Source organism: Alteromonas abrolhosensis (assembly GCF_001953635.1).
In the GTDB taxonomy this organism is placed as follows: domain Bacteria; phylum Pseudomonadota; class Gammaproteobacteria; order Enterobacterales; family Alteromonadaceae; genus Alteromonas; species Alteromonas abrolhosensis.
This window is the reverse complement of record NZ_MEJH01000003.1, coordinates 216822-230936: the sequence shown is the minus strand read 5'-3', so window position 1 is coordinate 230936 and position 14115 is coordinate 216822. Positions and strand designations below refer to the sequence as shown.

Here is a 14115-nt window from a genome sequence, read left to right as displayed (position 1 = left end):
ATTTAGGCCAGTAGAAAGTCCAATTCATCACGGAACTATCACAAAAAACACAAAGATCTGTCTCAAGAAATCACAGAACTGTTAGAACTGCTTTATTGAAGATCATGTAAAAAAATTATTATTAGTGTGGAATAAAAATACGACCGCTCCGGTCTTGGTTGTTATCGGCGAACTAGGAGCGAGATATGATCCTTCTCATCTACAGTGGAAATAAGTTTCAACAGAACATATCCCAATGCTTAGGTAAGCATTGCTTTCTACACGATGCAGTCTCTAACTTTCACTCAGCAGAATCTCTGCTTAGAGCACAGCATTATTCGCTCGTTATTGTGGAATCACACAGAAATGTTATGTGTCATCAGCGTGTTAAAAACTTGGTAGAAACTGCACCAGAAAGCTGGGTAATGGCGGTGGAGAGTGATGAAACGGTAATACAGGAAGCTGACCATGCTGTAGATGAGGCTAATTACTACGAAGCAGGGGTAGATGACTATCTATCAGGTCCTTTTAATGAACGTATGTTCTCTGCCCGTATTCGGTCTCATATGCGCAGAAGTATTCTTCACCAGGAACAGTTTAGAGCTTCTCAAGATATCGAGGGAAGCATTGAAGTAGGACCGCTTAAGGTAGATCAGCGTTATCATAGTGTAACGATAAACGGCCAAGTGCTGTCGTTAACGGCGAGAGAATTTACGTTACTGGATTACTTTTGTCGTCATCCAAATCAAGTGTTTTCACGCAATCAGTTGCTCAGTGAGGTATGGGGGTACAATCATGAGGGGTATGAGCATACGGTAAACACCCATATCAATCGGCTGCGCAGTAAGCTCGACAAAATAAACAGTATTGAAAATGGTGGTCAGCTAGTAGAAACCGTATGGGGTGTGGGTTACAAACTAAATATTAATGGCTATATAGCTAGAGCATTGAGTGCCTGAGTTCTACTTTTAAACCCAGCCAGACTTTATCTGTTACACCCTCAGTGTAGGTTTAAATTAAAAACAGCGTTGCAGTACCTAAGAAGGCAAAAATACCTACTACATCGGTTATTGTGGTTAAAATAACGCTGCCAGCAAGTGCAGGGTCTATTTTAAGCCGCTTCATGATCATGGGTAAGGTTGCACCGGCAAGGCCTGCAGCAATCATATTGACCAACATAGCGAAGGCAATAATAACGCCAAGCATATAGTCTTGCTTCCACAATGCAATAACAGAGGCGATAAGCACTGCCCATATTGCACCGTTCAGAAAACCGATTGATAGCTCTTTTGTGATAAGCCATCGACTGTTACTGGCGTTAACATGGCCTAGTGCCATACCGCGTATAACAAGGGTTAACGTTTGGTTACCGGCTACACCACCCATGCTGGGAACAATGGTATTTAAAATAGCCAATACAGCCAGCTGGCTGAGCGTTGCTTCAAATAGGTCACTCACCATGGCAGCCATGAGCGCTGTCACTAAGTTAACTGCCAGCCATACAGAGCGTCGTTTGGTACTTTGCATAACGGGTGCAAAGGTATCTTCGTCATCATCAAGACCGGCCATACTCATCATAGAGTGCTCGGCGTCTTCACGAATAATGTCAACCACGTCATCGATAGTAATTCGACCTACTAAGCGGTGATTTTCATCAACGACCGGTGCAGAAAGCCAATTATAACGTTCGAAAAGACTCGCCACTTCATCGTCTGGCATATTGACGGGGATGGCTTCCGATTCTTCGTCCATAACGTCAGAGACTTTCTCGTCGGTATCGGCGGTAAGTAAACGGGTAACAGGCACAATACCAACGAGGTTGTCAGTTCTATTAACAACGTAAAACGTATCGGTATTTTCTGGCAGCTCGCCTTTCAAGCGAATGTAACGCAAAACCACGTCTATGGTGACATCAGGACGCAAAGTGATGGTGTCTGTGTTCATGATGAAACCAGCGGTTTCTTCACCATAAGACAGTGCCTGTTCTGCGCGAACACGGTCCTGTGCATCCATTGAATCTAGAATGTCTGCCAATACCGGCTCGGGAAGGCTGCTTAGCGTTTCCGCCAAGTCATCGGTATCCATTTCTTCAAGTGCATCAACTACATTGGCAGGAAGCATCTTGGTAATGATACCGTTTCGAACATCGTCAGAGAGTTCCTCTAAAATATCGCCGTGGAAGTCGCCATCAATAAGCTCCCACAGCTCGTCACGAGTTCGGCTGGGGCTAGATTCAAGGATATGGGCAACGTCAGAAGGAGGTAACTCAAGCAGAAGCTTACGTACAGATACAAATTGCCCGTTGGTCAACGCGGCGTTAATTGCGCGTAACTGGGTTTGTACGTATTTAGAAACAAGCGCTTCTGCCATAAGGCGTTATTCCTACAAGCTAAAAGATGAACAATGCAGGCCATTGAGCCTAAGTGGGCGTAGAATATCGCAATTATGATGAGTCTGTCATGATAATTGCGTAGGTTTTGCGCAGGATTTTAAGATAACTGCGCTAAGTGTTGATTAATTCGTCAACGTATAGGACTGGGATGACTATTCGTCTTCGTTAAACCTACCCTCGATAAGCTCTTCAATGGCAGCAAGGGCATCAACAGCATCATTCCCATCCACTATCACATCAACCTGTTCACCCTGATGGCTTTCAAGCATCATTAACCCCAATACACTGCTTGCGTCTGCTTCTTTATCGCCTTTTTTTAAGATGATTTTAGCGTCGAACTGATTAGCAAGTTTAACCAATTGAGTTGCCGCTCTTGCGTGCAAACCCAATTTGTTGACGATAGTTAGCGTTTTTTGAATAGTCATTACTGATTCAGCTCTCTATGGCGTATTTGGACATCGGGGTGAATTTCACTGAAAGTTTTTGACAAGGTTTGTGCGATGTAAACCGAACGGTGTTGCCCACCAGTACAGCCTATCGCCACGGTCACATAACTTCTGTTATTGCGCTCTAAATGTGGAAGCCAAGTAGTAATTAAGTTTTGAATTTGCCATACAAACTTAGTCACTACGGGCTGTGAGCCTAAAAATACTTCCACAGGCGCATCTAAACCAGTCAAGTGCTTAAGATCGGGCTCCCAATGTGGGTTTGGTAAAAAGCGCGCGTCAAAAACGTAATCTGCGTCTTTAGGAATACCGTGCTTAAAGCCGAAAGATTCAAAAACAAGCACAAGGCGTGAGCTCTTCTTACCCAGTATGCGCTCTCGAATCAATTCAGCCAATTGGTGAATGGTCAGCTTATCGGTATCTAAGTATAAATCTGCTCGCTCTGCGATAGGTGCAAGTAGGGCAGATTCAGCTTTAATCGCCTCAGATAACGATTTATTGAGCTTAGCAAGGGGATGAAGGCGTCGGGTTTCGCTAAAGCGCTTAACCAATACGTCATCGCTTGCATCAATGTAAACGATGGTCATCGACCACGAAGAAGGAAGGTAGTCTAGTATTTCTACCAAATCGTCAGGATTCTTAGGCAAGTTTCGAACATCAATACTTACCGCTACCTGATCATACTCATCAACAACAGTATGAGTTAGTGTGGGAAGCAAGTTTACTGGGATATTATCAACACAGTAATAACCTAAATCTTCCAATGCGCGGAGTGCGACAGATTTACCAGAACCCGAACGACCACTGATTATGATCAGCTTCACCTAATTTCTCCCTAATACTCTGGTTTTATCGCATACACGTTGTCGAATTACGCGCCTAACTATCAATACTTAGGCGCACAATGATTAACTTAATGCAGAAAGAATTTCGTCGCTTGTCGTTGCGCGACGTATAGCTTTAATCGTTTCTTTGTCGCTTAGTTTGCCAGCCACGGTGGCTAGCGTTTGTAGGTGTCCTTCGGTTTGCTCCTCGGGAACGAGTAGCGCAAAAAAGATGTCTACGGGCTTTTCATCAAGGGCGTCAAAGTCGATAGCTGGCGTGCTGGTTACAACAATGGCTATCACTTTCTCAAGACCCGCTAAACGGCCGTGGGGCAGGGCGATACCATTGCCTATGCCTGTACTACCCATGCGTTCTCGAGCCATTAAACTGTTGAGTACTGTCGCCTGATCGATGTTCTCGTTTTGCTTGGCGGCAATATCAGCGATGATCTCAAGAATTCGCTTTTTACTATTACACTGAACCGCACACTCGGTGCGGTCCAGACTTACGATGGCTTGTATATCCATGCTTAATTAACTACTAATGTTTTTTCAGTTTTTCCTTATGCTTGATTACCTGCCGGTCGAGTTTATCAACCATGCTGTCAATCGCCGCATACATGTCGGTATTTTCTGAGGATGCGAATACTTCAGCGCCACTTAAATGAACGGTCGCTTCGGCTTTTTGATTTAATTTTTCAACGTTCAGGATGACATGCACATTAGAAATGTGATCAAAGTGACGTTCAAGTTTGCTGAACTTCGTATCGACATAATTACGCAAAGAGTCGGTGATTTCGACATGATGACCAGTAAGGTTGATTTGCATATTTCGTCTTCCTTATATTATTAAGCCCGTTTAAATAAGGCTCTTGCGTTGGTTCGACGGCGGGATCGACAACGATTCCCGGTACTTTGCTATTGTTCGCCGGGCAACTTTAATGCCTTGTTCGGCCAACAATGAAGCAATCTTGCTATCACTTAGCGGCTTGCTAGGCTTTTCAGCTGCCACTAATTTCTTGATCAATGCACGAATCGCTGTAGATGAACATTCACCACCAGACTCAGTTGCAACGTGGCTAGAGAAGAAATACTTCAATTCGAAAATTCCACGTGGCGTATGCATATACTTTTGCGTTGTCACACGCGAAATAGTCGATTCGTGCATATCTACCATTTCTGCGACATCATTTAGCACCATTGGTTTCATCATTTCCGGGCCGTGCTCAAAAAAGCCCATTTGTTGCTGCACAATGCAGTTTGCAACCTTCATCAAGGTTTCGTTACGAGATTCAAGGCTTTTAATGAACCACTTGGCCTCTTGCATGTGTGAGCGGATGAATTGTGAGTCGCTACTATTCTTCGCACGGCGACTCATTGCAGCGTACTGTTGGTTTACGCTTAATTTAGGCAGACTGTCGGGGTTCAGCTCAACCACCCAACGGCCATTTTTCTTGGTTACTGAGACATCAGGAATAACATACTCAGGCTCTTTAGTAACTAAAGCACTACCTGGGCGAGGATTCAAGGTTTGAAGTAAACGCATTGCTTCGCGTAGCTGATCTTCTTTCAATCGGCTTTTACGCATTAGGGTGCGGTAGTCTTTGCTGCTCAGTAAGTCAGAGTACTCTTCAATCAGTTGTTTCGCTTCAGCAAGCCACGGCGTGTCTTCTGAAAACTGACGCAATTGCACCATAAGGCACTCTTGCGGAGAGCGAGAACCTGAACCAATGGGATCAAACATTTGAATGCGTTTCAGCACACATTCAACTTCGTCCATTTCTATCGGCTCTTCCATATCATCGTCGTTAACTGCTTCTAAAATATCGTCTAGCGTAACGGTCAAATAGCCTGACTCGTCAATAGAATCGATGATAGCCGTGGCGATAGCGCGGTCAGTGTCAGAGAAATGAGTAAGGCGCATTTGCCACAGAAGGTGTTCTTGAATGTCTTCTGTGGTCTCACCTTGAAAGATTTGCTCGTCGTCATTAGACGGGCCTGGAGCTGGCGCAGATGAAGCTGAGTAATATTCATCCCACGTGCTATCGATAGGTAGCTCGTCGGGAAGGTCATTTTTCTCTAGTGCATCGCCCGCTTCTAACGTGTCACTAGACGCAGAAGCAGTGGCCTCAGAGCCGCTGTCATCGTTGTCGATATTATTCTTTTCTAACTGTGGCTCGTCGTTACCTTCTTCAATTTCCAATAGCGGATTAGAGTCGAGCGCTTCTTGGATCTCCTGCTGAAGATCAAGTGTAGAAAGCTGCAGCAGTTTAATGGCCTGCTGAAGCTGAGGTGTCATGGTAAGTTGTTGGCTAAATTTTAGCTGTAAAGATGGTTTCATCTACGTCTTATTTAAATGCTCTAAATTGAATATACCAGAGCGAAACTGAAAAATGACAATTCGGTTACATTAACTATAGCCTGAATTGTTCGCCTAGGTATACATCCCTTACTTTTTGATTACTTAAAACCTGTTCCGCTGTTCCTTGCGCAATAAGCTCGCCATGACTCACAATGTACGCCTTTTCACAAACATCCAATGTTTCTCGTACGTTATGGTCCGTGATAAGGATTCCAATGCCCCTATCGCGAAGATGTTGTATTATCTTCTTTATATCATTAACTGATATCGGATCAACACCAGCAAAGGGTTCGTCTAACAAAATAAACTGAGGTTTCGCAGCCAGTGCGCGTGCAATCTCAACACGACGGCGCTCGCCCCCTGACAAACTCATTCCCGTACTATTACGTATATGGTTAATATTAAATTCATCAAGTAGCGCATCCGCTTCTTCTTCTTGCTGCTGTGAATTTAAATCTTTACGGGTCTGCAAAATGGCCATGATATTTTCATGCACCGTTAGCTTTCTAAAAATAGACGCTTCCTGTGGAAGGTAGCCAATTCCGCGGCGTGCGCGCTCATGCATAGGCTGATGAGTAAGCTCATTGTCGTCTATTTCGATCTTGCCCTTATCTAAATTAACCAAGCCAACGATCATATAAAATGTAGTGGTCTTACCAGCACCATTTGGGCCGAGAAGACCAACAATTTGACCGGTTGAGACAGAAAGACTGACGTCTCGTACTACTTGTCTTGATTTGTACGCCTTAGCAAGGTTTTTAGCGCTTAAGGTAGCCATTGCTATTCATTGCCCTCGTTGTCGTTTTTGTCTTTCTTTGACGACGTTTTTCGAATGGATTCAGGGGTAAATACAGTAGTTACTCGACCTTCTCCATCTTTACCAGCACCGCCAGTGGCAAGTAATTGCTCGGTAATCATATCGAATGTGATGTTGTCACCTTGCACTCTACTGGTGTCTTGTTTCAATTCTGCATTGCCAGCTAAGGAAATAGTGCGATTTACCACCTCGTAGCGTATTTCATTGGCCTTTGCTGATACAGGGGTACCATCTTCTAATTTTTGCGAGTAGCTTGCTGGTTTGCCTCTAGCGATAAATATTTCGCGACCGCCACCGTCAGTGGCAATAACTTCCACTTCGTCAGCTTCGATAACCAGAGAGCCCTGAGTAATGAGTACGTTGTCTTTGTACAGTGCGGTTTTATTTTTGCCATCGATAAACTGGCTATTCGAACCTATTTTAATGGGCTGCGAAAAATCATCTTCACTGGCGTGCACCGCACCGCTTGCAATGGCAAGCAATAAACTAGTTACTAGGGGAATAAGTGGTTTGTACATGATCTAAAAGCTCGTATTCTTGTGTGCGTAAATTCGCGTTAAACCCATTGCTTAAAATGACGTATTGCGTGCCCACTATCTCAACGGGTTGATCAGACGTCATTTGCTTGGTTTCTAAATTAATTTGAATGTACTCGGTCGATATACTTCTGACAAAGTCATCGCCAGTTTGGTTCTCAATATTAACCTGGTTTTCCAATTGGATTAGCTCGTTGTTGTACAGCGTACCTTCTGTTGCCGTTACCACCCAAGGTGACGACGCACTTTCCGTATAAAGGGTGTACTTAGGCTGCTGAAACAGTACAAAACCTAGTTGATCATAGTGTTCCATGGATTCTGCAAACACTTTGTGGTTCAACTCACCGTCGTGGTTGTAAAGCGTAGTCGTTAAATTCTTAGCCTTGTATGCGGGCTTCAACGCATCGTTTTCACGATTGCCCTGTGTTTCGGGCTGCTCTTCCATCCACGTAGGGATGTACATCAACATCGCCAAAATAAATAGCGCTGATATACTCAACCCTAAGCGATTAAAGCCGAACAGGCTCATACACTTGCTCCAAAAATCTCGTTCGTAATTCCTTTGGCCTGCAAAATGGTATCCGAAATTTCTCTGACCGCACCAAACCCTCCAGGAAGGGTGGTAATCCAGTTTGCTTGTTTTGCCACATAAGGATGGGCATCGGCAACGGCAATTTTAACCGCCACGTGTCTGTACATACCTGTATCGGGCATGTCATCACCCACTGCTGCCACTTCATCAGCGCTTAACTCAAGACTTTCCATAAGCTCGCCAAGCGCATCAGCTTTATTTTCTTCGCCCTGAATAATGTGGGCAACATTAAGTGCCTTCATTCTATTTTCTACGATAGCAGAGCGACGCCCAGTAATAACAGCAACATTCACGCCGTTGCTTACCAATGCCTTTACGCCATATCCGTCGCGGGTGTGGAAAGCTTTAAGCTCTTCACCGTCATTGCCCAGATAAATTCGGCCATCTGAGAACACACCATCAACGTCACACACAAGCAATTTGATTTTGGCTAGTTTTGCAAAAAGCGGACCGTCTATTTCCGTGTACAAAGTAGTGATCATTTAAAGCACTCCCGCTTTAAGCAGCATATGCATGTTAAAGGCTCCAATGGGTTTGCGCTCGTTGTTGGTAACCATCAGAGCGCTAATTTTGTGGGTTTCCATTAAATTAAGCGCTTCTACAGCCAGTTGATCTGCAGACGTGGTTTTACCGCCTTTGGTCATCACCTCTTCCACTGTTGCGCTATGCACATCAATGCGGGCATCCAGAATTCGTCGCAAATCGCCGTCAGTGAATACGCCGCTCAGCGTTCCATCTACCGCAACTACGCCTGTCATTCCCAAGCCCTTCTTGGAGATTTCCAACAATGCATCAGCTACTGAAGCGCTTGCATTGATAAGAGGGATATCACTACCGCTTAGCATGATATCGCTGACTTTAAGCAGAAGTTTTCTGCCCAAACTACCGCCAGGGTGCGAAAGCGCAAAGTCATCTGAAGTGAAACCTTTTTGATCGAGAAGTGCTACCGCTAAAGCGTCACCCATGACCAGTGTGGCAGTGGTGCTTGAAGTAGGCGCTAGCCCCAGCGAACAAGCTTCTTTCTCTACACTAATATCAATAACGACGTCGGCGTGCTGCCCTAATGAGCTAGAAGCACTGTTGGTCATGGCAACCACTTGTATGCCCAAGCGTTTAACAACTGGCAGCAAGTTAACCAGTTCGTTGGTTTCACCAGAGTTAGATATCGCTAGTAAAACATCCCCTTTACTCAACATACCTAGGTCGCCATGGTTGGCCTCACCTGGGTGCATAAAAAAAGCAGGCGTTCCTGTACTGGCTAAGGTAGCGGCAATTTTATTGCCGATATGCCCAGATTTTCCCATACCGCTCACGACCACTTTTCCCTTGCAGGCAAAGAGAATATTGCAGGCAGCGATAAATTCACTGTCTAAGCGATCTGCTAAATTAGCGATGGCTTGCGTTTCAATTTCAATAACGCGCTTTGCCGAGTCGATATAGTTCATCTGAGTTTGTGTATTCATGATTATCCGAACAGCCAGAATTGATAGCCGATAAAACAAGCCAGAAGTATGAACCCATTTGTTCTTGATATTGTACGTTTGCCAATTAAATCAAAGCTGAACAAAAACAGTATTAACGTTAAACCAAGCATGACGTACATATCCCGGTTATAAACGTCAGGGTCCAGAATACCAGGAGCAATTAAGCCTGGCATGCCAAGTACCGCAAGCAAATTAAAGATATTTGAGCCAATGATATTACCTAGCGCTAAATCGTCTTCACCTTTAAGTACACCAGCTACACTGGCGGCCAATTCTGGAAGACTGGTGCCAAAAGCGATAATTGTCAGTCCAATAACCAGGTCAGAAATACCCATGTACCTTGCAATTTCTACTGCTGAGTTCACCAAGAAGTGAGCACTTAATGGCAGTATTACAAGGCCAACACCAATCCAAATAAGCGCAGAGGTGTTTGAAACGCCTTTCGGAATTTCGTCAGCGGTTTCGGCAACAAGCGGGTCTTCTTTATCTACCTGCAGCGACAACCAAGCCATCATCGCCAATACGAAGATGAACAAGCCCAGCAAAATAATCCCTTCATAAGACTTCAGTTCACCATCGAACATAAAGCCTATAGCGATTAACGAGATAATAAGAAGTGCAGGGAGCTCGCGTTTTAACGTGGTGGACGAAACCAGTAAGGGTTTTACGAGCGCCGTTATACCTAATACAAGTGCGATATTTGTAATGTTAGAACCTAGCGCGTTACCCACTGCGGTATTCATGTTGCCATTCGCAGAGGCAATGGCGGAAACCACAATTTCAGGTGCAGAAGATCCCATGGCGACAATCGTTAATCCGATCATCATTGGAGAAATACCAATGTTCTTTGCTAATGCTGAGGCGCCATAAACAAAACGGTCGGCGCTCCAACTAAGAACAATCAGCCCAACAAGAAAAATGACAATGTTTAAAAGCACAACAACCTGTAATAGAAAGTATTTCGCTAGATTGTCGCAAAAAGAGTGCCATTTGCCTATGCTCGCGGCGGTTTATTTTCACCAAATGCTGTCAATTGACGTAAAATTCCGCTGAAAACGTTAAGCGTCATCTACTATCGCTCAGTGTGCATCGTGTTCAGTTTCAGTTAAGAAACAACAAAATAGGATGGTATTAGGATTGACTTGGGAGGCTTGTAGCATACTAGATGGGCACTTGGGCGCGAGATACCTAACATTCGTCTTAATCGAACATAACTTGTAACTTTTTGGCTTTGGAGAGCGCCTTGAAAAAGCGTACAATGACACCAAATTACACCGCCCAGACAGTGTTCTCATTGATACGTCTGGCGAACGAAGGTGAAAAAAGTACACTGATGAGTAAACTTTTTTGATTTTAAGCGCTCATAAAGTAAACTGTGCAGTAAACCTTAAGAGTGAATACAGGGTAAAGGCACAGAAATTGTATACTCACATTGCTCTTATACATTTAATATTTTCTAAAAGGATTGAACGCGTCGTAAAAACGGTCTCAGTCCAACGTCAGGGGTCGACATTTAAGTAACTATGGATCATTTAGTTGAAGTAGATAACCTCACCTTTAAGCGTGCAGATCGCATCATTTATGATGGGATTTCATTAAAGGTACCTAAAGGTAAAATTACTGCGGTAATGGGACCAAGCGGTATAGGTAAAACCACGTTGCTGCGCCTTATTGGTGGGCAGTTAACGCCAGATGAAGGCGACGTACGATTTGACGGCGATTCAATTGTTTCTATGTCGAGAAAATCGCTTTATGAAACTCGCCGTCGAATGAGCATGCTTTTTCAAAGTGGTGCGCTTTTTACCGATATGAGTGTGTTTGATAACGTGGCATTTCCACTTCGTGAACACACCAAGCTTTCGGAAGACGTGATTGCTACAATTGTCGCTTTAAAGCTACAGGCAGTTGGCCTACGCGGTGCTGCTCAACTAATGCCTAGTGAATTGTCTGGCGGTATGGCGCGCCGAGCCGCGCTGGCAAGGGCAATCGCGTTAGACCCAGATTTAATCATGTACGATGAACCTTTCGCCGGGCAAGATCCTATCTCAATGGGCGTGCTGGTGAAGCTTATTCGTGAACTAAACGACGCGCTTAGTCTAACCAGTATTGTAGTAACTCACGATGTGACCGAAGTGCTTACTATTGCCGATTATATTTATATCCTGGCCGACAAGCGCGTTATTGGCGAAGGAACGGCGCAGCAAATTAGAGAGAGTGATTCTGAATTAGTACAGCAGTTCCTGAAAGGTAAGGCCGATGGACCGGTACCGTTTCATTATCCAGCACCTGATTTGAAAACCAGTTTTTTAGGGGCAGATAAATGAAGTTTTTCCAATCGATAGGCGCTAAAACGATAGCGAAGGTTACTGCGGTTGGACGTGCTGCGCTTATGCTATTTGGTGCGTTGATTGCTGTTCCACGGGTTAAGAATATTCCGTTGGTGATTAAACAGCTTTACGTAGTTGGGGTTCAGTCGCTACTGATCATTATGGTGTCGGGATTGTTCATCGGCATGGTAATGGCCCTACAAGGTTACACCATATTAGTGGATTACGGTGCAGAAGGGAGTTTAGGTCCCATGGTGGCGTTGTCACTTCTGCGTGAACTTGGTCCAGTGGTAACGGCATTACTTTTCGCTGGGCGAGCTGGTTCAGCGTTGACTGCTGAAATTGGCCTTATGAAAGCCACTGAGCAGTTAAGTAGTTTAGAGATGATGGCGGTAGATCCACTAAGGCGTATTGTTGCTCCTCGCTTTTGGGCGGGGATGTTAGCAATGCCAATGCTTGCCATTATTTTCAGTGCAATTGGTATTTTAGGCGGTCATTTAGTGGGCGTTGACTGGCTAGGGGTTGATGCAGGCAGTTACTGGTCAATTATGCAGTCGACAGTAGATTGGAACCAGGATGTCGTCAACGGCGTAATAAAAAGCCTCGTGTTTGCCTTAGTTGTGACGTGGATTGCCATATTTAAAGGTTACGATTCCATTCCAACATCGGAAGGGATCAGCAAAGCGACTACCGAAACGGTGGTCTATTCATCATTAGCAGTATTAGGGCTGGACTTCGTGCTAACCGCCCTTATGTTTGGTATCGAGTAGGGGATTGGAATGAATAAGTATAAAACGGAAGTAATGGTTGGTGTGTTTGTCACGCTTACTATAGGTGCGTTGTTGTTATTGGCACTTAAAGTAGCAAATCAAACGGTAGCGACCGAAGGCGATACCTACACGTTATACGCTAAGTTTGACAATATTGGCGGCTTAAAGCCGAGATCGGCAGTAAAAGTAGGGGGTGTTACGGTTGGTCGCGTGTCGTCAATTACCCTTGACCCAGAAGATTTTACGCCAGTAGTAGAACTGTCAATTTTAAATGAATACAACGGTTTCCCTGAGACTAGCTCAGTGTCTATTTTGACGTCTGGATTGCTGGGTGAGCAATACGTTGGCTTCCAGCCTGGGTTCTCTTTTGACGGTGTTGCCAATTTACAAGACGGTGACTACCTACAAGACACTAAGTCTGCATTGGTTCTTGAAGACCTTATTGGGCAGTTCTTATTTAATCGCGGAAGTGACGAGAATTAATCGCGGTATGGCGTCTACCCGTATTCAACATAGTTGTTAATTTATTCCAGCGGCGTGATGAAACTAATCGGGTTGTCATCAGGTCTGCTAAATAGAGTTTTAAGTTAGGAGAGTGATTTTGAAAAAGTTTATGGTAGCAATTGGCATCTTTATGATGTCTGTAGCGGGCATAGCGAACGCACAAGAAGTTAACGAACAGAACCCATATGAGCTGGTTCAAGACGTGGCGAATCGCACGTTCGAGCGCATCAAAGCGAATCAAGCGGCGATTAAAGAAGATCCTGAGATGCTACGCACCATCATGGAAGAAGAGTTGGTACCTCATATCGACTATAAATTCGCAGCGTTTATGGTGCTAGGTAAACATTTTAAATCAGTTCCTCAAGAAAAAATGGGTGAATACATCAGTGTATTTCGCCAGTACCTAGTTACTACCTACGCCGTAGCAATGGGGTATTACGACAATCAAGAAGTCGTTTTTGAGCCTGAATCATCGTTTGATGATAAGAAATCGGTAACCGTTCGCGCAGTGGTTCAAGATCCTAGCCGTCCTGAAATCAAAATTGCTTTTAAAGTTCGCAAAGACAATAAAACGAACGAGTGGAAAGCTTACGACATGGTTGCTGAAGGTATTAGTATGCTGAACAGCAAGCGTAGCGAATTTGAATCGATCCTTCGTCAAGATGGTATTGATGCGGTTATAGCATTAATGCGCGACAAAATTGGTAAGCCGGTAGAGCTGAAGCAAGGTGAGCCAATTAAAATCGAAGGAGAGGCTGAGTGAGCCTATTCGAGGTAAACGACAAGGGTAATGTTGTAGTTCACGGTCACCTCGACCGTGATACCCTGTCTAAAAATTTCTGGGAAAGTTTAAACGGAAACGAGCGTAGCACCTTGGTCAGCAATAAAAGGTGCCTTGTTGATTTAAGCGATGTAGAGCGTGCAGATAGCGCAGGTTTAGCTTGGCTTATTAATGCTGTTAGGGATGCAAAGCAAAATGGTGTTAGCATGACGCTATATAAAATGCCTGAGAAGCTGCGCAAGCTTGCGAAAATAAGCGACGCAGATAGCTTTTTACCCGTAGAATAAACACCCGTTAGCGA

The 14115-nt window shown here is 44.5% G+C and carries 18 protein-coding genes; 6 read left to right on the top strand and 12 right to left on the bottom strand.

The features are described 5' to 3' along the window. The first annotated feature begins 185 nt into the window (after window positions 1-185). Entirely contained in the window at window positions 186-938 is a 753-nt protein-coding gene (locus BGK61_RS03120) for a winged helix-turn-helix transcriptional regulator (protein WP_076012038.1), read from the top strand. Between the two features lie 52 nt (window positions 939-990). Here the strand turns inward: BGK61_RS03120 and mgtE are convergent, their stop codons facing one another. The 12 genes from mgtE to BGK61_RS03060 form a co-directional block, all read right to left on the bottom strand. Beyond that, window positions 991-2349, bottom strand: coding sequence for a magnesium transporter (mgtE, locus tag BGK61_RS03115; RefSeq protein WP_014997386.1), 1359 nt, complete (start codon window positions 2347-2349; stop codon window positions 991-993). 174 nt (window positions 2350-2523) lie between these two features. Beyond that, window positions 2524-2796, bottom strand: a complete 273-nt coding sequence (locus BGK61_RS03110; RefSeq protein WP_014997387.1) for an HPr family phosphocarrier protein — start codon at window positions 2794-2796, stop codon at window positions 2524-2526. Beyond that, a complete protein-coding gene (rapZ, locus tag BGK61_RS03105) occupies window positions 2796-3641 on the bottom strand; it encodes an RNase adapter RapZ (RefSeq protein ID WP_014997388.1) in 846 nt (281 codons plus the stop codon). The genes BGK61_RS03110 and rapZ overlap by 1 nt, the downstream gene beginning before the upstream one ends. 84 nt (window positions 3642-3725) lie before the next feature. Next, window positions 3726-4169: a PTS IIA-like nitrogen regulatory protein PtsN gene (gene ptsN, locus BGK61_RS03100; RefSeq protein WP_014997389.1), complete on the bottom strand. Its 444-nt coding sequence runs from the start codon at window positions 4167-4169 to the stop codon at window positions 3726-3728. A gap of 13 nt (window positions 4170-4182) precedes the next feature. Then, the gene (hpf, locus tag BGK61_RS03095) at window positions 4183-4470 is read right to left on the bottom strand and encodes a ribosome hibernation promoting factor (protein WP_012517338.1); all 288 of its coding nucleotides are present in this window, start codon (window positions 4468-4470) and stop codon (window positions 4183-4185) included. 30 nt (window positions 4471-4500) lie between these two features. Continuing rightward, a complete protein-coding gene (locus BGK61_RS03090) occupies window positions 4501-5982 on the bottom strand; it encodes an RNA polymerase factor sigma-54 (protein ID WP_014997390.1) in 1482 nt (493 codons plus the stop codon). A gap of 73 nt (window positions 5983-6055) precedes the next feature. Beyond that, entirely contained in the window at window positions 6056-6781 is a 726-nt protein-coding gene (gene lptB, locus BGK61_RS03085; RefSeq protein ID WP_014948343.1) for an LPS export ABC transporter ATP-binding protein, read from the bottom strand. 2 nt (window positions 6782-6783) lie between these two features. Beyond that, window positions 6784-7338 carry a lipopolysaccharide transport periplasmic protein LptA gene (gene lptA / locus BGK61_RS03080; protein ID WP_014997391.1) on the bottom strand — a complete coding sequence of 185 codons (555 nt, stop codon included), beginning with the start codon at window positions 7336-7338 and terminating at the stop codon, window positions 6784-6786. After that, the gene (gene lptC / locus BGK61_RS03075; protein ID WP_014997392.1) at window positions 7307-7885 is read right to left on the bottom strand and encodes an LPS export ABC transporter periplasmic protein LptC; all 579 of its coding nucleotides are present in this window, start codon (window positions 7883-7885) and stop codon (window positions 7307-7309) included. The genes lptA and lptC overlap by 32 nt, the downstream gene beginning before the upstream one ends. Further along, window positions 7882-8430 carry a 3-deoxy-manno-octulosonate-8-phosphatase KdsC gene (gene kdsC / locus BGK61_RS03070; protein WP_076012039.1) on the bottom strand — a complete coding sequence of 183 codons (549 nt, stop codon included), beginning with the start codon at window positions 8428-8430 and terminating at the stop codon, window positions 7882-7884. The genes lptC and kdsC overlap by 4 nt, the downstream gene beginning before the upstream one ends. Continuing rightward, window positions 8431-9411 (bottom strand): KpsF/GutQ family sugar-phosphate isomerase, encoded by a 981-nt coding sequence (locus tag BGK61_RS03065; protein WP_076012040.1) that lies wholly within the window; start codon window positions 9409-9411, stop codon window positions 8431-8433. It abuts the gene before it with no gap. Window positions 9412-9413: 2 nt separating this feature from the next. After that, complete coding sequence (locus BGK61_RS03060; protein ID WP_014997395.1) at window positions 9414-10370, bottom strand: calcium/sodium antiporter; 957 nt, start codon at window positions 10368-10370, stop codon at window positions 9414-9416. A gap of 585 nt (window positions 10371-10955) precedes the next feature. Here BGK61_RS03060 and mlaF point away from each other — a divergent pair. The 5 genes from mlaF (at window position 10956) to BGK61_RS03035 (ending at window position 14101) form a co-directional block, all read left to right on the top strand. After that, entirely contained in the window at window positions 10956-11756 is an 801-nt protein-coding gene (mlaF, locus tag BGK61_RS03055) for a phospholipid ABC transporter ATP-binding protein MlaF (protein ID WP_076012041.1), read from the top strand. After that, window positions 11753-12529 (top strand): lipid asymmetry maintenance ABC transporter permease subunit MlaE, encoded by a 777-nt coding sequence (mlaE, locus tag BGK61_RS03050; protein ID WP_076012042.1) that lies wholly within the window; start codon window positions 11753-11755, stop codon window positions 12527-12529. Before mlaF ends, mlaE begins: the two co-directional genes overlap by 4 nt. Window positions 12530-12538: 9 nt before the next feature. Then, on the top strand, window positions 12539-13012 hold the full coding sequence (gene mlaD / locus BGK61_RS03045) for an outer membrane lipid asymmetry maintenance protein MlaD (RefSeq protein WP_014997398.1): 474 nt from the start codon (window positions 12539-12541) through the stop codon (window positions 13010-13012). Between the two features lie 118 nt (window positions 13013-13130). Then, the gene (locus BGK61_RS03040; RefSeq protein WP_014997399.1) at window positions 13131-13796 is read left to right on the top strand and encodes an MlaC/ttg2D family ABC transporter substrate-binding protein; all 666 of its coding nucleotides are present in this window, start codon (window positions 13131-13133) and stop codon (window positions 13794-13796) included. Next, complete coding sequence (locus BGK61_RS03035; RefSeq protein ID WP_014997400.1) at window positions 13793-14101, top strand: STAS domain-containing protein; 309 nt, start codon at window positions 13793-13795, stop codon at window positions 14099-14101. Before BGK61_RS03040 ends, BGK61_RS03035 begins: the two co-directional genes overlap by 4 nt. Window positions 14102-14115 lie beyond the last annotated feature (14 nt).